Here is a 20,884-nt window from a genome sequence, read left to right on the forward strand (position 1 = left end):
TCTCCTGATCGTCTGCCGGTTCCCGGCGGGTGCCTCTCCGTTACCGGGGAGGCACCCCACCGAGCCTGGCGGAACTGACCTGAGGGGAATGCCCCTCAGGAATTACTTGGCCTTCTCGAGGATCTCGACGATGCGCCAGCGCTTCGAGGCGGACAGCGGACGCGTCTCCATGATGATGACGCGGTCGCCGACGCCTGCAGCGTTCTGCTCGTCGTGGGCCTTGAGCTTGTTCGTACGGCGGATGACCTTGCCGTACAGGGCGTGCTTGACACGGTCCTCGACAGCGACGACGACGGTCTTGTCCATCTTGTCGCTGACGACCAGACCCTCACGGGTCTTGCGGAAACCGCGGTCGGTGTTCGTCTCAGTCACAGTCTTCTCGCTCATCAGGCGCTCTCCACCGTCTCGATGCCCAGCTCGCGCTCACGCATCAGGGTGTAGATCCGGGCGATGTCCTTACGGACGGACTTGAGCCGGCCGTGGTTCTCGAGCTGGCCCGTCGCCGCCTGGAAGCGGAGGTTGAACAGCTCTTCCTTGGCTTCGCGGAGCTTGTTGAGGAGCTCCTCGTCGCCCAGCTCGCGCAGCTCGGACGCCTTGGTACCGGCCGACATCACGACTCACCTGCCTCGCGCCGAACGATCCGGCACTTCATCGGAAGCTTGTGAGCAGCGCGGGTGAGCGCCTCACGAGCAATCTTCTCGTTCGGGTAGGACAGCTCGAACATCACCCGACCCGGCTTGACGTTCGCGATCCACCACTCGGGAGAACCCTTACCGGAACCCATGCGGGTCTCGGCAGGCTTCTTCGTCAGGGGACGGTCCGGGTAGATGTTGATCCAGACCTTGCCGCCACGCTTGATGTGACGGGTCATCGCGATACGAGCGGACTCGATCTGACGGTTCGTCACGTACGCCGGGGTCAGCGCCTGGATGCCGTACTCGCCGAACGCAACCTGCGTGCCACCCTTGGACATACCGCTGCGCTTCGGGTGGTGCTGCTTGCGGTGCTTGACCCTACGGGGGATCAGCATTTCGGTCAGGCCTCCGTTCCGGTGCTCTCAGCAGCCGGAGCAGCGGCGGCGGGAGCGTCGGCCTTGGGGGCCTCGGCTGCCGGCGACTGCTGCGGCTTACGGCCGCGACCGCCACGCTCGCCACCACGGCCACCGCGGCCGGCCGGGCGGTCAGCGCCGCCACGAGCCGGACGGTTGCCGGCGCGGGCTGCGGCGTTCTCGGCGCGAACCTCGGCGATGTTCTTGACGTCGCCCTTGTAGATCCAGACCTTCACGCCGATACGGCCGAAGGTCGTCTTGGCCTCGAAGAAGCCGTAGTCGACGTTGGCCCGGAGGGTGTGCAGGGGCACGCGGCCCTCGCGGTAGAACTCCGAGCGGGACATCTCGGCGCCGCCGAGGCGACCGCCGCACTGGATCTTGATGCCCTTGGCGCCGGCCTTCATCGAGCTCTGCATGCTCTTACGCATGGCACGACGGAAGGAGACGCGGGAGGAGAGCTGCTCGGCGACGGCCTGGGCCACCAGCTGAGCGTCCACCTCGGGGTTCTTGACCTCGAGGATGTTCAGCTGGACCTGCTTGCCGGTCAGCTTCTCCAGCTCGCCGCGGATGCGATCGGCCTCGGCGCCACGGCGACCGATGACGATGCCCGGACGGGCGGTGTGGATGTCAACGCGGACGCGGTCGCGGGTGCGCTCGATCTCGACCTTCGAGATGCCGGCCCGCTCCATGCCCTTCGTCATCATGCGACGAATGGCAACGTCTTCCTTGACGTAGTCCGCGTACAGCTTGTCGGCGTACCAACGGGACTTGAAGTCCGTGGTGATGCCGAGCCGGAACCCATGCGGGTTAACCTTCTGGCCCATTACCGGGTTCCTTCCTTGCTGCTGACGACCACGGTGATGTGGCTGGTCCGCTTACGGATCCGGTAGGCACGGCCCTGAGCACGCGGACGGAACCGCTTCAGGGTCGGACCCTCGTCCACGTACGCCTCGCTGATGACCAGCGAAGAGGCGTCAGGGTGGTCGTAGTTGTGTGCAGCGTTGGCGATGGCGCTGTCAAGCACCTTGCCAACCGGCACGCTCGCGGCCTGCGGGGCGAAACGCAGGACCGCCTGAGCCTCCGTGGCATCCATGCCACGGATGAGGTCCACCACTCGGCGGGCCTTCATGGGCGTGACGCGGATGTACCGCGCCTGGGCCCTGGCTTCCATGGTTGTCCCTTCGGTGTGAGTCATAGTCATTTCCACCCCGCGCTAGCGGCGCTTCGACTTCCGGTCGTCCTTGACGTGGCCGCGGAAGGTGCGAGTCGGCGAGAACTCGCCGAGCTTGTGGCCGACCATCGACTCGGTGACGAACACCGGGACGTGGATCTTGCCGTTGTGCACCGCGATGGTGTGACCCAGCATGGCCGGGATGATCATCGAGCGACGGGACCAGGTCTTGATGACGTTCTTGGTGCCTGCTTCGTTCTGTACGTCCACCTTCTTGACGAGGTGGCCGTCGACGAAGGGCCCCTTCTTGAGACTGCGCGGCATCTAAACCCGCTCCTAGCGCTTCTTGTTCGTCTTGCGGCGGCGGACGATGTACTTGCTCGAAGCCTTCTTCGGCGAGCGAGTACGACCCTCCTTCTGACCCCACGGCGAGACCGGGTGACGTCCACCGGAGGTCTTGCCTTCACCACCACCGTGCGGGTGGTCGACCGGGTTCATCGCAACACCGCGGACGGACGGGCGAACGCCCTTCCAGCGCATGCGACCGGCCTTGCCCCAGTTGATGTTCGACTGCTCGGCGTTGCCGACCTCACCAATGGTGGCGCGGCAGCGGGCGTCGACCAGCCGGATCTCTCCGGAGGGCATACGAAGGTGGGCCATGGTGCCCTCCTTCGCCAGCAGCTGCACGGAAGTACCCGCGGAACGGGCGAACTTCGCGCCGCCGCCGGGCCGCAGCTCGATGGCGTGGATGGTCGTACCGACCGGGATGTTGCGCAGCGCCAGGTTGTTGCCCGGCTTGATGTCTGCGGCCGGACCGTTCTCGACGCGGTCACCCTGCGACAGGCCACGCGGGGCGACGATGTAACGCTTCTCGCCGTCCGCGTAGTGCAGCAGCGCGATGCGCGCGGTGCGGTTCGGGTCGTACTCGATGTGCGCGACCTTGGCCGGCACGCCGTCCTTGTCGTGACGACGGAAGTCGATCACGCGGTAGGCGCGCTTGTGTCCGCCACCCTGGTGGCGAACAGTGATCCGACCGGCGTTGTTACGGCCGCCCTTGCTGTGCAGGGGGCGGACCAGCGACTTCTCCGGCGTGGACCGCGTGATCTCGACAAAGTCGGCGACGCTGGAGCCACGACGGCCCGGGGTCGTCGGCTTGTACTTGCGGATACCCATTTCTCAGTCCTCGTCCGATTCCGGACGACTCGACCTCCGCTAGGAGGTCGGGCCGCCGAAGATGTCGATACGGTCGCCCTCGGCGAGGGTCACGATGGCGCGCTTGGTGTCAGCGCGCTTGCCGAAGCCGGTCTTGGTGCGCTTGCGCTTGCCCTGCCGGTTGATCGTGTTGACCCCGGTGACCTTGACCGAGAAGACCGCTTCCACGGCCTGCTTGATCTGGGTCTTGTTGGAGCCGGGCGCGACGATGAACGTGTACTTGTTCTCGTCGAGCAGCGCGTAGCTCTTCTCGGAGACCACGGGCTTGACGAGAACGTCACGCGGGTCCGAGTAGGTCTTGCTCGTGATGGTCGAGCTGGTAACGGTCGCCTCGCTCATCAGGCGTCGCTCCCTTCGGTCTCAGCGGTCTGGGGGCCAGACACGAAGGACTCGAAAGCGGCCTGGGTGAAGACCACGTCGTCAGAGACGATCACGTCGTACGTGTTCAGCTGGCCCGGCTCCAGGATGTGCACCTGGGGCAGGTTGCGTGCGGACAGCCACGCGGCCTCGTCGGCACGGTCGACGACCAGGAGCAGGTTGGCGCGCTCCGAGATCTTGCCGAGCAGCGTCTTGGCGGCCTTCGTGGAGGCGGCACCCTCGACCACGTCGGTGACGACGTGGATACGGGAGTGACGGGCCCGGTCCGAGAGGGCACCGCGCAGGGCGGCGGCCTTCATCTTCTTCGGGGTGCGCTGCGAGTAGTCGCGCGGCTGCGGGCCGTGAACGACGCCACCGCCCACGAACTGCGGTGCGCGGGTCGAACCCTGACGGGCGCGGCCGGTGCCCTTCTGGCGGTAAGGCTTCTTGCCACCACCGCGGACTTCGCCGCGGCGCTTGGTCTTGTGCGTGCCCTGACGGGCAGCCGCCAGCTGAGCGACAACGACCTGGTGGATCAGCGGAACGCTGGTCTTGGCGTCGAAGATCTCCGCGGGGAGGTCGACGGTACCGGCCTTGTCGCCTGCCGGCGAAAGGATGTCAATGGTGCTCATTACCTCAAGCCCCCTTGGCCGCGGTACGGACCAGGACGAGGCCGCCGTTCGGACCGGGGACCGCGCCCTTGATGAGCAGCAGACCCTTCTCCGCGTCAACCGCGTGGATGGTCAGGTTCTGGGTGGTGACGCGCTCGTTACCCATCCGACCGGCCATGCGCATGCCCTTGAAGACACGCCCAGGGGTGGCGCAGCCACCGATCGAACCGGGGGAGCGGTGCTTGCGCTGGACGCCGTGGCCGGCGCCGAGGCCCTTGAAGTTGTGACGCTTCATGACACCGGCGAAGCCCTTGCCCTTGCTCTTGCCCGTGACGTCAACCTTGACGCCGGACTCGAACACCTCGGCAGTGACCTCCTGGCCCAGCGTGTACTCGCTGGCGTCAGGGGTGCGGAGCTCCACGAGGTGGCGGCGCGGGGTGACGTCGGCCTTGGCGAAGTGACCCTTGAGGGGCTTGTTCACCTTGCGCGGGTCGATCTCGCCGAAGGCGATCTGGACCGCTTCGTAGCCGTCGCTGTCGTTCGTACGAACCTGCGTCACGACGCACGGCCCGGCCTTGACGACGGTCACCGGGACAACCCGGTTGTTCTCGTCCCAGACCTGGGTCATGCCGAGCTTCTCGCCCAGGACGCCCTTGATGTTCTTGCTCATCTCGGCCCGTCCCCTCAGAGCTTGATCTCGATGTCGACGCCAGCCGGAAGGTCGAGGCGCATCAGCGAGTCAACCGTCTTCGGCGTGGGGTCGAGAATGTCGATGAGGCGCTTGTGCGTGCGCATCTCGAAGTGCTCGCGAGAGTCCTTGTACTTGTGCGGCGACTTGATGACGCAGTACACGTTCTTCTCAGTGGGCAGCGGCACCGGGCCCGCGACCGACGCACCAGTGCGGGTCACCGTCTCGACGATCTTCTTCGCCGAGGAGTCGATGACCTCGTGGTCGTAGGCCTTGAGCCGGATGCGGATCTTCTGTCCCGCCATGGCTACTAGTAGTCCTGTCTCTCGTAACGCTCTGGAACCCGGGGGTTCTGGACTCCTCCTCCGACCCACGCGGTCGGGCGTGTCGCATCCCCTCTACGAAAATCTCCCGAAGGAGATCCCAACCAAGGGGGTGCGGACCCTGAGACCGCGGAACCGGGGGCGGAACACCCACCGGGTGCCTGGTCGGCGCCCTGCATTACTTCCCGGAAGATTCCCGTACGTCCGGCCCTACAGGGCCGACGAGTACTGTGGGACTCGCTTCCGGTCCTCCCGGCGGGAGGCGCGCAGCATTGACACTCAACCGAGCAACCTGGTCAGTGTGCCATACGGGGCGCGGGCCTGGCCAATCGAGCCGGGGATCTTACCCCGAGCCGACGCGGACTCAAACGCGGGCACGCATCCGGCGGAGCCGCGACCCCCCGGACCTGCCGGAACCCTCCGCACGGCCCCCTGCCAGAATCCGGCCATGCCGACGAGCACACCGCACGACTGGACCCTGCGCCCCGCCGTGCCCGAGGACGTCGAGGCCATCGCCGAACTGCGGGCGGTCGTCATGCGCCCGGATCTGGAACGGCTCGGCCGCTACGACGGCCGCCGGGTGCGACAACGGCTGCGGGACTCCTACGCACCCGAGCACACCTCGATCGTGGAGGCCGGCGGCGCCTTCGCGGGGTGCGTGACACTGCGGCCGGCCGCGGACGCCTGGTGGCTGGAGACCTTCCTCCTCTCCCCCGCCCTCCAGGGACGCGGCATCGGCTCGGCGCTCCTGCGCACCCTGCTGACCCGCGCGGACGCCGAGCGGGTGCCCGTACGACTGAACGTGCTGCGGGGAAGCCCGGCCCGGCGGCTCTACGAGCGGCACGGGTTCGCGCTGGAGCGGGAGGACCCCATCGACGTGTTCCTGGTGCGCGAACCCACTCCCTGACCGGGCAACCCTGAAGCGCGCTCCGCGGACGGAGCGTCCTCGCAGGTGTACGTCCACTGGTGATCGGACTGGCACGAACCGTCCTGCGGACGCACGAGAACGGCCGGCTCCTCGCCGGAAGCCCCCGCCCGCCGACGAGGCTGTTCAGAATCTGCCGGTTCCCTGTCCCAGAAACAGGGAGAGGTGACACCGACACTCAGCTGGCCACCCATCCCCATGGCTACCTGCATGAGGAAGTCGTCGGGCTTGCTCCTCAGGTTGGCTGCTACCACGCGGCGCCCGTAATCCGGCTCCGCGTCAACGACGTGACCCGCTTCCTTCCAGTTCCCGAAGACCTTGCGGACGACGTCTTCTGCCGAATCCCGCGGAATGCCTTTCAGCCAGAAGTTCCGCGTCAGGGTGACACGCTCCTCGGATCCGCCATCACTGGGTTCCTTGCAGGACTTCACACCTCCCCCGAACGACTCAAGGGTCGGCTCGGGAGTCACCCCGCGAATGGCTTCGCGAATCAGCGACTCAGCCGTTCGCTCCGCTTGATCCATGTCCATTCCCGTGACTCCATTCCGAGCAGCGGAACCACTCGATTCACTGCGCCCTGTCGAACCGTCGCCACCTGCGCCGCACCCGGCCGCGAGGAGAGAAATACTGACGATCAGGCCGAGCAGACGCCCAGTTTTCACTCCGGTTCCGCCCCACTCATCGGATACTCACCGTTCACGATCAGCGCCACATCTTTCAGGGACAGCGAACCGTAGCAGTGCCCCAATAGGGGGGTCCGGCACAGCACTTGTGTGGCCGATTCGGTCACTTGGCACGACCGAGAACGGAATCGACGCAGGCTTGCCGAGCCAGGCTTACAGCGTGCGCAGCCCCACCCCCCCGGCCGAGCAACCTGTCCGCCCCCACGTCCGTCTATCCCTCCGCAGACGAGGCCGAACCGGTCGGCAGCTCGCTGCGCATGTCAGGAGTACGCAGGACAGGGCGACCGTTCGCCCGCTGCGGGGGAAGCGGGCGAACGGAGTGCGCGGCGTGGTGGATCGATCTGTCCTGTCCCGCATACGGATGCCCCGGCGCACCCTCCTCCTCGCGGCCACCGCGACCGCCGCCACGGCCGGATGCGCCGTGCCGGCGCCCAGGCGTCGGGGGCCGGTGCCGGACCCGGCGCCGGGTCTGGCCATAGCGAGCACCCGGCAGGCGCAGATCATGCAACTGCTCGCCCACCCCGACGACGACCTGTACTTCATGAACCCGGACACCCGCGAGGCCCTCGACGCCGGGACCCCGGTGGTCTGCGTGTACCTCACCGCGGGCGAGGCGGACGGGGTCAACAAGGAGCCCGGTGGGCCGCGCCCGGCGCCCGACCGGGCCGCGTACTCCTCCGCCCGGCACCAGGGGCTGCGGCAGGCGTACGCGGAGCTGCTCGGGCTCGACCGGTTCACCCCCTGGCAGAAGTCCGTGCTGGCCCTGCACGGCGGCCACCGGGCCGAGGTGAACGTGCTGGCCGACGGGGTGCGCCGGGTCGAGCTGGTCTTCCTCAACACCGCGATGCACACCGGGCGCGGCCGTCTCGGGCTGCCCAGTCTCTGGCGGGACCGCCGGCTCGTGCTGCGTACCGTCGTCGCCGACGACTCGCCGTTGGAGCGGGCCGGTTCCTACACGTACGAGAGTCTGGTCGACGTTCTCGTCGGGCTGCTGGAGCAGTACCGGCCCACGCTCGTGCACACGCTCGACCCCGATCCCGACCTCCAGTTCAGCAGTGAGTACGAACGCCGCCGGGACAGCGAGCAGCGCGGCTACTCCGACCACGCCGACCACACCGCGGCCGGGTGCTTCGCCTGGGCGGCCCTGATCCGCTGGGTGGCGCGGACGACCGGGCGCGGGGAGCCGGTGCCCGCGTTCGTCGTCGCCGCGTTCCGGGGGTACTACAACCGCCACTGGCCCAAGAACCTGCCGCCCGCGGTGCTGGAACGAAAGGCCGCCCACCTCGTCCCGTACGGCGGCGCGGCCGACTGGGAGTGCGGCAACCCCTCGGGCTGCGGCGACTACAACGTCGGCGGGGACCGGCCGTTGACCAACAGGAAGGGCTGGGTCCGCTCCACCCAGCACCGCTACCCGGGCCCCCGGGCCGTGGTCGCCGCCGGGGCGGACGGGCGGCTGACCGTGTACGGGGTGCTGGGGCTGCGGGCCGTGCGGTGGAGCGAGAGCACGCCGGGCGGCGGGATCGCGGACGCGCCCGACGACCTCGGCGGCGGGCCGCTCGCCCCGGTGCTGGGCTCCGCGACGACGGCGGACGGGCGGCAGCTGCTGTTCGGACTGCGGTTCGCGGCGCTCGGCGGGCACGGCGCGGAGAACGAACGCGAGATCGTGCTCCTGGAGCAGCGCTCCCCGGACGGGCCCTTCCACGCCTGGCGGGGGCTGGGCAACCCCGCGGCGGGCAGCGACCACGGCCGCCGCATCGGGACGCCGGTCGCCGTCGCCGCGCCGGACGGCCGGGTCCATCTCTTCGTCCGCAACGCGGAGAAGGGGCTCAGCACCCGGGTGCGCGACGCGGTCACCGGCCGCTGGAGCGCCTGGCGCGACATGGGCGGCGGCGAGGTGCAGGACGGGATGACCGCGGTGGTGGACTCGGCGGGGCTCGTCCATGTGTACGCGGCCGGGCACCATGCCGTGCACCACTGGACCCAGGATGCTCCGGGGACCGACGTCACCGCCCGTACCCAGCTCACCGACTCCCCCGTCCCCGCGCACGCGCCCGGCGCACTCCCCGCGTCCGACGGGTCGGTGGAGCTGTACTACCGGCCGGCCGCGCGGGCGGGACTCGCCGTCGTACGGGCCGACCCGGCGCCCGCTCCCCGCTTCGCCGGGTACGGTCCGGTGACCGCCGCCGCATCGCCGGGCGGCCCGGTGCTGCTGGGCCGGTCCGCGGAGGGCCGGATCCAGCTGCACACCTCCGAGGGCGCCGCCGTACGGTCCCGGGGCCCCGTCGCCCTGGACGGCGCCGCCCTCCACCTCGGCTCGGCGGCCGGGCGACCCGTCGTCGTGGGCTTCGGGCCGGACGCCGTGCCGTGGGTGTGGCGTCCGTAGGAACGGACCCGTTCGCGCCCAACTTCCGTGCCATAACGCCGTGTTATGGCCAAGCGTTAGTACCCCGGCCTCGTCGCGCTCCGGCACCCTGTTGCCCACCATCCCCCACGGACACGCCCACCCAGTGTGTCGCGCGAAACGAGGAATCATGCGTATATCCAGGCTCGTGCCCGCTGCCGCCGCCGCAGCGGCCTGCGTCCTCGCCCTCTTCGCACCGTCCGCCACGGCCGCCCCGGAGGCCCCGCTGCAGGACGCCCCGCCGCCGACCACCCAGATCATCGGCGGCGGCCAGGCGACCAACGCCCCATGGGCCGCACGGCTCTTCTCGAACGGCAGAGAGACCTGTTCGGCGACGATCATCGCGCCGACCTGGATCCTCACCGCCAAGCACTGCGTCACCGGCGGCGGGCTGTCCTTCCGCATCGGCAGCCTCGACCAGCACAGCGGCGGCACGGTGGCCAACGGCGTCCAGACGTACACCCACAGCTCGGACCTGGCCCTCGTGCGGCTGGACCGCTCGGTGCAGGCCACCTACTCCCGCCTCGGCCAGCCGGGCTCGGTCAGCGTCGGGCAGAGCGTGCAGGTCTGGGGCTGGGGCGCCACCTCCCAGTGCGGCTCCGAGGCCAACTGCCAGTCCCGCTACCTGAAGGTGGCCAACGTGACCGTCACCGGCGGCTGCGGTGACGCCTACGGCGGCTCGGCGATCTGCGCCCGCCGGGGCAACGGCATCACCGCCGGCGGCGACTCCGGCGGCCCGATGACCGCGAACGGCATCCAGGTCGGCGTCGCCTCCACCAGCGACCGCCAGACCACGACCGCGTACACGAACGTCACCGCGTACCGGTCCTGGATCCAGTCGGTCGCGGGCGTCTGACCGACCACCCCCCACCCGTAGGGCCCCCGTACCTCTCCGCCCTGAGGTACCGGGGCCCTACCTCCATGTGCGGGCAGGTGGACCACGCCCGCTGTGACCCGAATCACGACCGGCGACGGCACGAACGGGGCGGGGACCGGTGGCTAGGATGGAACCCTGCTCGGCCCGATGGCCGAGGCGGTCAGGTCCGGCAGTCCCGGCCTGGTCCGAGGCTTGAAACCTCCGGCGCTCCTAGACAGAACCCCGGAGGTTTCTGCATGTCTGCCCTGCCGTCCCCGTCCTCGTCCTCGGCTGCTGATCCCCGCCGATGGTGGGCCCTCGCCGTGATCGCCCTGACGCAGTTGGTGGTCGTGCTCGACGCGACGATCGTCAACGTGGCACTGCCCCAGGCCCAGTTGGAGCTGGGCCTGAGCGATACCGAGCGGCAGTGGGTGATCACGGCCTATGTCCTCGCCTTCGGCGCCCTGCTGCTGCTCGGCGGACGCGTCGCCGACTTCTGGGGCCGTAAGCGCAGCTACATGGTCGGGATGCTCGGGTTCGGCCTCGCCTCCGTGTGGGGCGGCCTGGCCAGTAGCGGGACCGAGCTGATCGCGGCGCGCGGCCTGCAGGGCCTGTTCGCGGCGCTGCTGGCGCCCGCGGCGCTCGCGCTGCTGACGGTCACCTTCCCGGCCGGGCGCGAGCGCGGCACGGCGTTCGCGGTCTTCGGCACCGTCGCCGGCACCGGCGCCGCGGTGGGGCTGGCGCTGGGCGGGGTCCTGACCGAGTTCGCCGACTGGCGGTGGTGCCTGCTGGTCAACATCGTCTTCGCCGTCGTCGGTCTGGTCGGCGCGATGCTCTTCGTCACCGAGAGCCGGGCCGAGGGGGACCACGGTTACGACGTCTGGGGCACCCTGACCGTCACCCTCGGCCTGGCCGCCCTGGTCTACGGATTCACCCTGGCCGAGTCCGGCTGGACCGAGCCGGACACCATCGGCTTCCTCGCCGGCGGCCTGGTGCTGCTGGCCGTGTTCGTGGGGATCGAAGCCCGCGTCGCCCAGCCGCTGCTGCCGCTGCGGGTCGTGCGCGACCGCGTCCGCGCCGGAGCGTTCCTCATCCAGGCGACCATCGGCGCCGTGTACATCGGCATGACGCTCTACCTGATGTTCCACCTGCAGATCGTGCTCGGGCTCTCACCGCTGCACTCCGGACTCGCCAGCCTCGCGATGACCTTCGCCACCATGGCCACCGCTCCCGTGGCCGCAAGGCTGCTGCCCACCCGGGGCCCGCGTGCGCTGATGACAGCGGGGCCGCTGATCGCCGCGGCCGGGATGCTGTGGCTGACCTTCATCACCCCCGAGGGGGGCTACTGGACCGAGGTCTTCGGCGGCCTGGTGGTCGTGGGCATCGGGATCGCGTTCGTGATCATCCCCGTGCAGAACGTCGCGCTCACAGACGTCGCCCAGCACGACGCGGGCGCGGCATCGGCCCTGGTCAACTCCGCCATGCAGATCGGTGGATGCGTCGGCCTTTCGGTGTTCACCACGATCTACCTCAGCGCCGTCGAACGGTCCGCCGCGACCGGCGCCGGGCGGACGGCCGCCCTCACCGACGGCTACTCCGCGGTCTTCCTCGCCACCGCCGCCGTCCTGGTGGTCGCGGCGCTCATCGCCGCGACCATGCTCCGCGGCACCCGCCTCGCGGCCACCCCGCACCAGCACACCGAGATGCCGGCCCACGTCGGCTGACCCCCGCGGCCCCCGGCTCCGCGCATGACGAAGGGCCCCGCACCTCCGAGGAGGTGCGGGGCCCTTCTTGCGACTCAGTGAGCCACCAGGTCCAAGGACCAAGCAGAAACTACTTGATGATCTTGGTGACCTGGCCGGCGCCCACGGTCCGGCCACCCTCACGGATGGCGAACTTCAGGCCCTCTTCCATGGCGACCGGCTGGATCAGCGCGACGTCCATGAGGGTGTTGTCACCCGGCATGACCATCTCGGTGCCCTCGGGAAGGGTCACAACGCCCGTCACGTCCGTGGTACGGAAGTAGAACTGCGGGCGGTAGTTGTTGAAGAAGGGGGTGTGACGGCCACCCTCGTCCTTCGACAGGATGTAGGACTGCGCCTGGAACTCGGTGTGCGGCGTGACCGAACCCGGCTTGATGATGACCTGGCCGCGCTCGACGTCCTCGCGCTTGATGCCACGGAGGAGCAGACCGACGTTCTCACCGGCCTGGCCCTCGTCGAGCAGCTTGCGGAACATCTCGATGCCGGTGACCGTGGTGGTGGTCTTCTCGGTCTTGATACCGACGATGTCGACGGTCTCGTTGACCTTCAGGACACCACGCTCGATGCGGCCGGTGACGACCGTACCGCGACCGGTGATCGTGAAGACGTCCTCGATCGGCATGAGGAACGGCTTCTCGACGTCACGCTCGGGCTGCGGGATGGACTCGTCGACAGCCTTCATCAGGTTGAGGACGGACTCACCCCACTCCTTGTCACCCTCGAGCGCCTTGAGCGCCGAGACCTTGACGACCGGGAGGTCGTCGCCCGGGAACTCGTACTCGGAGAGCAGCTCGCGGACCTCGAGCTCGACGAGCTCCAGGATCTCCTCGTCGTCCACCATGTCGGCCTTGTTCAGGGCGACGACGATGTAGGGGACGCCGACCTGGCGGGCCAGGAGCACGTGCTCCTTGGTCTGCGGCATCGGGCCGTCGGTGGCGGCGACCACGAGGATGGCGCCGTCCATCTGCGCGGCACCGGTGATCATGTTCTTGATGTAGTCCGCGTGACCGGGGCAGTCGACGTGCGCGTAGTGACGCGACTCCGTCTGGTACTCGACGTGCGCGATGGAGATGGTGATACCGCGCTGGCGCTCTTCGGGAGCCTTGTCGATCTGGTCGAAGGCCGAGGCCTCGTTCAGGTCCGGGTACGCGTCGTGCAGCACCTTGGTAATGGCGGCCGTGAGGGTCGTCTTACCGTGGTCGATGTGACCGATGGTGCCGATGTTGACGTGGGGCTTAGTCCGCTCGAACTTTGCCTTCGCCACTGGGGTCCTCCTGAGTGGTTCTGTACGCCTTGCTTCATCGGCGCCAGGTGATCTTTGCTGGGGTGCCGGCGCCGGGGGCATTCGGCACAGTGCTCGCGCGCTGTGCCGAATGCCCGCCAGGCTCCGGTGTCAAGCCTAAAGCGTGAGCTCGGGAGAGTTACTCGCCCTTGGCCTTCGCGATGATCTCCTCGGCGACGTTCCGCGGAACCTCGGCGTAGGAGTCGAACTGCATCGAGTAGCTTGCGCGACCCGAGGTCTTGCTGCGGAGGTCTCCGACGTAGCCGAACATCTCCGAGAGGGGCACGAGGCCCTTCACGACGCGAGCGCCGCTGCGCTCCTCCATGGCCTGGATCTGGCCACGGCGGGAGTTGAGGTCGCCGATGACATCGCCCATGTAGTCCTCGGGCGTGGTGACCTCGACGGCCATCATCGGCTCAAGGAGCACGGGAGAGGCCTTGCGGGCACCCTCCTTGAACGCCTGCGAACCGGCGATCTTGAAGGCGAGCTCCGAGGAGTCGACCTCGTGGTAACCACCGTCGAGAAGGGTGACGCGGACGCCGACCATCTCGTAACCGGCCAGGATGCCGAACTGCATGGCTTCCTGAGCACCCGAATCCACCGAGGGAATGTACTCACGGGGGATACGGCCACCGGTGACCTTGTTGACGAACTCGTAGGAGGCGTCGCCACCCTCGATGGGCTCGAGGGCGATCTGCACCTTCGCGAACTGGCCGGTACCACCAGTCTGCTTCTTGTGCGTGTAGTCGATGCGCTCGACGGCCTTGCGGATCGTCTCGCGGTACGCGACCTGGGGCTTGCCGACGTTCGCCTCGACGCGGAACTCGCGCTTCATGCGGTCGACGAGCACCTCGAGGTGAAGCTCGCCCATACCACCGATGATGGTCTGGCCGGTCTCCTCGTCGGAGTGCACCTGGAAGGAGGGGTCCTCCTCCGAGAGGCGCTGGATGGCGACACCCAGCTTCTCCTGGTCACCCTTGGACTTCGGCTCGATGGCGACCTGAATGACCGGCGCCGGGAAGTCCATGGACTCCAGGATGACCGGGTTCTTGTCGTCGCAGAGCGTCTCACCGGTGGTGGTCTGCTTGAGACCCATGACGGCGATGATGTCGCCGGCGCCCACCGATGCGATCTCCTCACGCTTGTTCGCGTGCATGCGGTAGATCTTGCCGATGCGCTCCTTCTTGCCCTTGACGGAGTTCAGCACCGCGGTGCCGGCCTCCAGGCGACCGGAGTAGATCCGGACGAAGGTGAGCTTGCCCAGGTGCGGGTCGCTCGCGATCTTGAACGCCAGGCCGGAGAACGGCTCGTCGTCCGAGGGCTTGCGCTGGATGACCTTCTCCGGGTCCTTCACGTCGTGGCCCTCGATGGCCTCGACGTCCAGGGGGGAAGGCAGGTAGCGCACGACCGCGTCGAGCAGGGGCTGGACGCCCTTGTTCTTGAACGCGGTGCCACAGAACACCGGGGTGACCGTGACGGAGTCGGCACTGCCCTTCGACGCCAGCGTGATCCGACGGATCGCCTCGTGCAGCTGGTCCTCGGTGGGCTCGACGCCCTCCAGGTACAGCTCCATCATGGCGTCGTCGTTCTCGGAGACGGCCTCAAGGAGCTTGCCGCGCCATTCCTCGGCGGCTTCCTTGTGCGTGTCCGGGATCTCGATGGTGTCGTACATCTCGCCCTTGGCGGCCTCTTCGGGCCACACGAAGGCCTTCATCGACACGAGGTCGACGACGCCCTTGAAGTCGGCCTCGGCGCCGATGGGGAGCTGCATGACGAGCGGGACCGCGCCCAGGCGGTCGACGATCATGTCGACACAGCGGTGGAACTCGGCACCGGTGCGGTCGAGCTTGTTGACGAAGCAGATACGCGGCACGCCGTAGCGGTCCGCCTGACGCCAGACGGTCTCGGACTGCGGCTCAACGCCGGCCACACCGTCGAACACGGTGACGGCGCCGTCGAGGACGCGGAGCGAACGCTCCACCTCGACGGTGAAGTCGACGTGACCCGGGGTGTCGATGATGTTGATGGTGTGGTCAACATCATTGAGCGGCCAGTGGCAGGTCGTCGCGGCGGACGTGATCGTGATGCCGCGCTCCTGCTCCTGCTCCATCCAGTCCATCGTGGCAGCGCCGTCGTGGACTTCACCGATCTTGTAGCTCACACCGGTGTAGAAGAGGATCCGCTCAGTGGTGGTCGTCTTCCCCGCGTCGATGTGGGCCATGATCCCAATGTTGCGGACCTTGGCCAGGTCAAGCGAAGTGGTGGCCATAAGGCTCAATCTTCTCTCGGTCTCGATGGGGGTAGCGACTACCAGCGGTAGTGCGCGAAGGCCTTGTTGGACTCGGCCATCTTGTGGGTGTCCTCACGCTTCTTGACCGCTGCGCCGAGGCCGTTGGAGGCGTCGAGCAGTTCGTTCATGAGGCGCTCGGTCATGGTCTTCTCGCGGCGGGCGCGGGAGTAACCGACGAGCCAGCGCAGAGCGAGGGTGGAGGCGCGACCGGGCTTGACCTCGATCGGCACCTGGTAGGTGGCGCCACCGACACGGCGGGACTTGACCTCGAGCGAGGGCTTGACGTTCTCAAGCGCGCGCTTCAGCGTGATGACCGGGTCGTTGCCGGTCTTCTCGCGGAGGCCTTCCATGGCGCCGTACACGATCCGCTCGGCGGTGGAACGCTTGCCGTCGAGGAGGATCTTGTTGATCAGCGAGGTGACAAGAGGAGAGCTGTAGACCGGGTCGATGATGACCGGGCGCTTCGGGGCGGGGCCCTTACGAGGCATTCTTACTTCTCCTTCTTGGCGCCGTAGCGGCTGCGGGCCTGCTTGCGGTTCTTGACACCCTGGGTGTCAAGGGAGCCGCGGATGATCTTGTATCGAACACCCGGCAGGTCCTTCACACGGCCACCACGCACGAGCACGATGGAGTGCTCCTGCAGGTTGTGTCCCTCACCCGGGATGTAGGCCGTGACCTCGATGCCGGAGGTCAGACGCACACGCGCGACCTTACGGAGCGCCGAGTTCGGCTTCTTCGGGGTGGTCGTGAACACACGCGTGCAGACACCGCGACGCTGGGGCGAACCCTCGAGCGCGGGCGTCTTGTTCTTCTCGACCTTGTCCTGCCGGCCCTTCCGGACCAGCTGCTGGATCGTAGGCACTACTTCTCCGGTTTCTGTGTGCCGTTCGTGAAACTAACCTGGAACATCGCCGACCCACGCGGTCGGGTGTGTCGAATACTGCGGACTCCTGCCCTCAGGGCAGAAGGGGCGCAGATTGCGGTGGCTACTGACGGACTCGCAGTGCGGTTGAGGACACGCACACGAGCCCAGGCACACCCCAGGCACAAGGCTTGAGCGTACCTACCTCACGGAGCTGGGTCAAAACAAATGCAGTCCACGCCGACACGCCGGGGTCGGCGACCACTCCCGACGGGCCGTGACGCCCGGCCGTCAGCAGTCCGTGCGGCTGCCGGATCCCGTGCGCCGCTCCCGGGGTCCACCACGGCCCTGCCGGGCCGGGAGAGGCCCTCCCGGAGCCCGGGAGGGCACACACGCCGGAGGGCGGCCACCCCGTTGCGTACGGGGTGACCGCCCTCCGGTCGTTCAAGCGACAAGCACTCGCTTACTGGTTGTACGGACCGTAGTCGTAGTCCTCCAGCGGAACGGCCTGGCCGGAGCCCGTACCGAACGGCGAGTAGTCGATGTCGTCGTAGCCGACGGCCGAGTACATCGCGGCCTTGGCCTCCTCGGTCGGCTCGACCCGGATGTTGCGGTAGCGGGACAGGCCCGTACCGGCCGGGATGAGCTTACCGATGATGACGTTCTCCTTGAGACCGATCAGGGAGTCCGACTTGGCGTTGATCGCCGCGTCGGTCAGGACCCTGGTCGTCTCCTGGAAGGACGCCGCCGACAGCCACGACTCGGTGGCGAGCGAGGCCTTGGTGATACCCATCAGCTGCGGACGGCCGGAGGCGGGGTGACCGCCCTCGGTGACCACACGACGGTTCTCGGTCTCGAACTTCGACCGCTCGACCAGCTCGCCCGGAAGCAGCTCCGCGTCGCCGGACTCGATGATCGTCACCCGGCGGAGCATCTGCCGGATGATGATCTCGATGTGCTTGTCGTGGATCGACACGCCCTGCGAGTTGTAGACCTTCTGGACTTCGCCGACCAGGTGGACCTGGACCGCACGCTGGCCGAGGATGCGCAGCACGTCGTGCGGGTTGGTGGCACCGACGGTGAGCTTCTGGCCCACCTCGACCGGGTCGCCCTCGCCCACGAGCAGACGGGCACGCTTCGAGATCGGGAACGCCGTCTCGTCGCTGCCGTCGTCCGGGGTGACGACGAGCTTCTTGGTCTTCTCGGTCTCCTCGATCCGCACGCGGCCCTTGGCCTCGGAGATCGGGGCGACACCCTTGGGCGTACGGGCTTCGAAGAGCTCGACGACTCGGGGCAGACCCTGGGTGATGTCGTCACCGGCCACACCACCGGTGTGGAAGGTACGCATCGTCAGCTGGGTGCCGGGCTCACCGATGGACTGGGCGGCGATGATGCCGACCGCCTCACCGATGTCGACCAGCTTGCCGGTGGCGAGCGAGCGTCCGTAGCAGAAGGCACAGGTGCCGACCGCGGACTCACAGGTCAGGACCGAGCGGGTCTTGACCTCCTCGACGCCGGCGCCCACCAGGGCGTCGATCAGGACGTCACCGAGGTCGACGTTGGCAGGCGCGATGACCTTGCCGTCCACCACGACGTCCTCGGCGAGCATGCGGGCGTAGACCGAGGTCTCGACGTCCTCCGTCTTGCGGAGCACGCCGTCGGCGCCCTTGACCGCGATCTTCAGCTTGAGGCCGCGGTCGGTGCCGCAGTCCTCCTCGCGAATGATCACGTCCTGCGAGACGTCCACCAGACGACGGGTCAGGTAACCCGAGTCGGCGGTACGCAGGGCGGTGTCCGCCAGACCCTTACGGGCACCGTGCGTGGAGATGAAGTACTCCAGAACGGTGAGGCCCTCGCGGAAGGACGCCTTGATGGGACGAGGAATCGTCTCGTTCTTGGCGTTCGACACCAGACCACGCATACCCGCGATCTGACGCATCTGCATCATGTTTCCTCGGGCGCCCGAGTCGACCATCATGAAGATGGGGTTCGTCTTCGGGAAGTTCGCGTTCATCGCCTCGGCAACCTCGTTGGTCGCCTTGGTCCAGATCGCGATGAGCTCCTGCGTGCGCTCGTCCTTGGTGATCAGACCGCGCTCGTACTGCTTCTGGACCTTCTCGTCCTGCTCCTCGTAGCCCCTGACGATGGCCTTCTTGGCCTCGGGCACGACGATGTCGGAGACGGCCACGGTGACGCCCGAACGGGTCGCCCAGTGGAAGCCCGCCGCCTTCAGGTTGTCGAGCGTCGCCGCCACGATGACCTTGGGGTAGCGCTCGGCCAGGTCGTTGACGATCTCGGAGAGCTGCTTCTTGCCCACCGAGTAGTCGACGAACGGGTAGTCCTCGGGCAGCAGCTCGTTGAAGAGCGCGCGGCCCAGGCTGGTCCGCAGCCGGAAGGTGTCGCCCGGCTGGTACTCCGGCTCACCCTCCTCGGCGACCGGCGGCACCCAGCCACGCGGCGGCATGGTGCCGACCGGGAAGCGGATGTCGACCTTCGCCTGGAGCGACAGCTCGCGGGCGTCGAAGGCCATGGTCGCCTCGGCGGTGGAGCCGAACGCGCGGTCCGTGCCCTTGACGTTGCGGCCCTCTTCGTCCGTGGTGAGGAAGAAGAGGCCCAGCACCATGTCCTGGGTCGGCATGGTGACGGGACGACCGTCGGCCGGCTTCAGGATGTTGTTCGAGGACAGCATCAGGATGCGGGCCTCGGCCTGCGCCTCCGCGGAGAGCGGCAGGTGCACGGCCATCTGGTCACCGTCGAAGTCCGCGTTGAACGCGGTGCAGACGAGCGGGTGGATCTGGATGGCCTTGCCCTCGACCAGCTGCGGCTCGAAGGCCTGGATGCCCAGACGGTGCAGGGTGGGCGCACGGTTCAGCAGCACCGGGTGCTCGGCGATGACCTCTTCGAGGACGTCGTACACGACGGTGCGGCCACGCTCGACCATGCGCTTGGCCGACTTGATGTTCTGCGCGTGGTTCAGGTCCACCAGGCGCTTCATCACGAACGGCTTGAAGAGCTCCAGCGCCATCGCCTTCGGCAGACCGCACTGGTGCAGCTTGAGCTGCGGACCGACGACGATCACGGAACGCGCGGAGTAGTCCACGCGCTTGCCGAGGAGGTTCTGACGGAAGCGACCCTGCTTGCCCTTGAGCATGTCGCTCAGGGACTTCAGGGGGCGGTTACCGGGACCGGTGACCGGGCGACCGCGGCGGCCGTTGTCGAACAGCGCGTCGACGGCCTCCTGCAGCATCCGCTTCTCGTTGTTCACGATGATCTCGGGGGCGCCGAGGTCAAGGAGACGCTTGAGGCGGTTGTTGCGGTTGATCACACGGCGGTACAGGTCGTTCAGGTCGGAGGTCGCGAAGCGGCCACCGTCCAGCTGCACCATCGGACGCAGGTCCGGCGGGATGACCGGAACGCAGTCGAGCACCATGCCCTTGGGCTTGTTGCTGGTCTGCAGGAACGCGGAGACGACCTTGAGGCGCTTGAGCGCACGGGTCTTCTTCTGGCCCTTGCCGGTCCGGATGATCTCGCGGAGGCGCTCGGCCTCCTCGTCGAGGTCGAAGGACTCCAGGCGCTTCTGCAGCGCCGCGGCGCCCATGCAGCCGTCGAAGTACGTGCCGAAGCGGTCACGCAGCTCGCGGTAGAGCAGCTCGTCGCCCTCCAGGTCCTGGACCTTGAGGTTCTTGAAGCGGCTCCACACCTCGTCGAGGCGGTCGATCTCGCGCTGCGCACGGTCGCGCAGCTGCTTCATCTCACGCTCGGCGCCTTCGCGCACCTTGCGGCGCACGTCGGCCTTGGCGCCCTCGGCCTCCAGCTCGGCCAGGTCGGTCTCGAGCTTCTTGGCGCGGGCCTCCAGGTCGGAGTCGCGGCGGTTCTCGGTCTGCTGGCGCTCGACGGAGACGTGGGCCTCCAGGGACGGCAGGTCGCGGGTACGACGCTCCTCGTCCACGAACGTGATCATGTACGCGGCGAAGTAGATGACCTTCTCGAGGTCCTTCGGCGCGAGGTCCAGCAGGTATCCGAGGCGCGAGGGAACGCCCTTGAAGTACCAGATGTGGGTGACGGGAGCGGCAAGCTCGATGTGGCCCATCCGCTCACGACGCACCTTGGCGCGAGTGACCTCGACGCCGCAGCGCTCACAGATGATGCCCTTGAAGCGGACACGCTTGTACTTGCCGCAGTAGCACTCCCAGTCCCGGGTCGGACCGAAGATCTTCTCGCAGAAGAGTCCGTCCTTTTCGGGCTTGAGCGTGCGGTAGTTGATGGTCTCCGGCTTCTTCACTTCGCCGTGCGACCAGGTCCGGATGTCGTCCGCGGTGGCAAGGCCGATCCGCAGCTCGTCGAAGAAGTTGACGTCGAGCACTTGTCGTCAATCCCTCTTTCGGGGTCTCGTCTCAATCAATGGTCTGAAC

At 67.8% G+C, this 20,884-nt stretch carries 20 protein-coding genes; 4 read left to right on the forward strand and 16 right to left on the reverse strand.

Going from position 1 to position 20,884, the window contains the following annotated elements; translation table 11 throughout:
* Positions 1–102: 102 nt before the first annotated feature.
* The 11 genes from rpsQ to rpsJ are packed head-to-tail and all read right to left on the reverse strand — an operon-like array spanning position 103 to position 5,392.
* On the reverse strand, positions 103–387 hold the full coding sequence (gene rpsQ, locus ACH4UK_RS12210) for a 30S ribosomal protein S17 (RefSeq protein WP_073718385.1): 285 nt from the start codon (positions 385–387) through the stop codon (positions 103–105).
* On the reverse strand, positions 387–611 hold the full coding sequence (gene rpmC / locus ACH4UK_RS12215) for a 50S ribosomal protein L29 (protein WP_003966952.1): 225 nt from the start codon (positions 609–611) through the stop codon (positions 387–389). Before rpmC ends, rpsQ begins: the two co-directional genes overlap by 1 nt.
* Positions 611–1,030 (reverse strand): 50S ribosomal protein L16, encoded by a 420-nt coding sequence (rplP, locus tag ACH4UK_RS12220; protein ID WP_003966953.1) that lies wholly within the window; start codon positions 1,028–1,030, stop codon positions 611–613. The genes rpmC and rplP overlap by 1 nt, the downstream gene beginning before the upstream one ends.
* A 5-nt stretch (positions 1,031–1,035) precedes the next feature.
* On the reverse strand, positions 1,036–1,872 hold the full coding sequence (gene rpsC, locus ACH4UK_RS12225; protein WP_398355954.1) for a 30S ribosomal protein S3: 837 nt from the start codon (positions 1,870–1,872) through the stop codon (positions 1,036–1,038).
* On the reverse strand, positions 1,872–2,219 hold the full coding sequence (gene rplV, locus ACH4UK_RS12230; RefSeq protein ID WP_026290933.1) for a 50S ribosomal protein L22: 348 nt from the start codon (positions 2,217–2,219) through the stop codon (positions 1,872–1,874). The genes rpsC and rplV overlap by 1 nt, the downstream gene beginning before the upstream one ends.
* A gap of 42 nt (positions 2,220–2,261) precedes the next feature.
* A complete protein-coding gene (gene rpsS / locus ACH4UK_RS12235; RefSeq protein WP_015610726.1) occupies positions 2,262–2,543 on the reverse strand; it encodes a 30S ribosomal protein S19 in 282 nt (93 codons plus the stop codon).
* A gap of 12 nt (positions 2,544–2,555) precedes the next feature.
* The gene (gene rplB / locus ACH4UK_RS12240; protein WP_215105394.1) at positions 2,556–3,392 is read right to left on the reverse strand and encodes a 50S ribosomal protein L2; all 837 of its coding nucleotides are present in this window, start codon (positions 3,390–3,392) and stop codon (positions 2,556–2,558) included.
* A 39-nt stretch (positions 3,393–3,431) separates the two neighbouring features.
* Positions 3,432–3,770 (reverse strand): 50S ribosomal protein L23, encoded by a 339-nt coding sequence (rplW, locus tag ACH4UK_RS12245; RefSeq protein WP_031096361.1) that lies wholly within the window; start codon positions 3,768–3,770, stop codon positions 3,432–3,434.
* On the reverse strand, positions 3,770–4,420 hold the full coding sequence (gene rplD, locus ACH4UK_RS12250; protein WP_215105398.1) for a 50S ribosomal protein L4: 651 nt from the start codon (positions 4,418–4,420) through the stop codon (positions 3,770–3,772). The genes rplW and rplD overlap by 1 nt, the downstream gene beginning before the upstream one ends.
* A 4-nt stretch (positions 4,421–4,424) precedes the next feature.
* On the reverse strand, positions 4,425–5,069 hold the full coding sequence (gene rplC / locus ACH4UK_RS12255; protein ID WP_015610723.1) for a 50S ribosomal protein L3: 645 nt from the start codon (positions 5,067–5,069) through the stop codon (positions 4,425–4,427).
* Between the two features lie 14 nt (positions 5,070–5,083).
* Complete coding sequence (gene rpsJ, locus ACH4UK_RS12260) at positions 5,084–5,392, reverse strand: 30S ribosomal protein S10 (protein ID WP_003948644.1); 309 nt, start codon at positions 5,390–5,392, stop codon at positions 5,084–5,086.
* Between the two features lie 466 nt (positions 5,393–5,858).
* On the opposite strand from rpsJ, the gene ACH4UK_RS12265 reads away from it, so the two are divergent.
* The 4 genes from ACH4UK_RS12265 to ACH4UK_RS12280 all read left to right on the forward strand — a co-directional run bounded on the left by ACH4UK_RS12265 (position 5,859) and on the right by ACH4UK_RS12280 (position 11,999).
* Positions 5,859–6,317: a GNAT family N-acetyltransferase gene (locus tag ACH4UK_RS12265; RefSeq protein WP_398355955.1), complete on the forward strand. Its 459-nt coding sequence runs from the start codon at positions 5,859–5,861 to the stop codon at positions 6,315–6,317.
* Positions 6,318–7,379: 1,062 nt separating this feature from the next.
* The gene (locus tag ACH4UK_RS12270) at positions 7,380–9,401 is read left to right on the forward strand and encodes a PIG-L family deacetylase (RefSeq protein ID WP_398356321.1); all 2,022 of its coding nucleotides are present in this window, start codon (positions 7,380–7,382) and stop codon (positions 9,399–9,401) included.
* Positions 9,402–9,549: 148 nt separating this feature from the next.
* Positions 9,550–10,275: a S1 family peptidase gene (locus tag ACH4UK_RS12275; protein ID WP_398355957.1), complete on the forward strand. Its 726-nt coding sequence runs from the start codon at positions 9,550–9,552 to the stop codon at positions 10,273–10,275.
* A gap of 257 nt (positions 10,276–10,532) precedes the next feature.
* Complete coding sequence (locus ACH4UK_RS12280) at positions 10,533–11,999, forward strand: MFS transporter (RefSeq protein WP_398355958.1); 1,467 nt, start codon at positions 10,533–10,535, stop codon at positions 11,997–11,999.
* Between the two features lie 109 nt (positions 12,000–12,108).
* Here the strand turns inward: ACH4UK_RS12280 and tuf are convergent, their stop codons facing one another.
* From tuf to ACH4UK_RS12305, 5 genes are all read right to left on the reverse strand, one after another.
* Positions 12,109–13,302, reverse strand: a complete 1,194-nt coding sequence (gene tuf / locus ACH4UK_RS12285) for an elongation factor Tu (protein ID WP_398355959.1) — start codon at positions 13,300–13,302, stop codon at positions 12,109–12,111.
* 157 nt (positions 13,303–13,459) lie between these two features.
* On the reverse strand, positions 13,460–15,589 hold the full coding sequence (gene fusA, locus ACH4UK_RS12290; RefSeq protein WP_398355960.1) for an elongation factor G: 2,130 nt from the start codon (positions 15,587–15,589) through the stop codon (positions 13,460–13,462).
* 38 nt (positions 15,590–15,627) lie between these two features.
* Entirely contained in the window at positions 15,628–16,098 is a 471-nt protein-coding gene (rpsG, locus tag ACH4UK_RS12295) for a 30S ribosomal protein S7 (protein ID WP_007445917.1), read from the reverse strand.
* A gap of 2 nt (positions 16,099–16,100) precedes the next feature.
* The gene (rpsL, locus tag ACH4UK_RS12300; protein WP_003948652.1) at positions 16,101–16,472 is read right to left on the reverse strand and encodes a 30S ribosomal protein S12; all 372 of its coding nucleotides are present in this window, start codon (positions 16,470–16,472) and stop codon (positions 16,101–16,103) included.
* A gap of 463 nt (positions 16,473–16,935) precedes the next feature.
* A complete protein-coding gene (locus ACH4UK_RS12305; RefSeq protein ID WP_069754082.1) occupies positions 16,936–20,835 on the reverse strand; it encodes a DNA-directed RNA polymerase subunit beta' in 3,900 nt (1,299 codons plus the stop codon).
* Positions 20,836–20,884 lie beyond the last annotated feature (49 nt).

This window comes from Streptomyces sp. NPDC020884, assembly GCF_044333935.1.
In the GTDB taxonomy this organism is placed as follows: Bacteria; Actinomycetota; Actinomycetes; order Streptomycetales; family Streptomycetaceae; genus Streptomyces.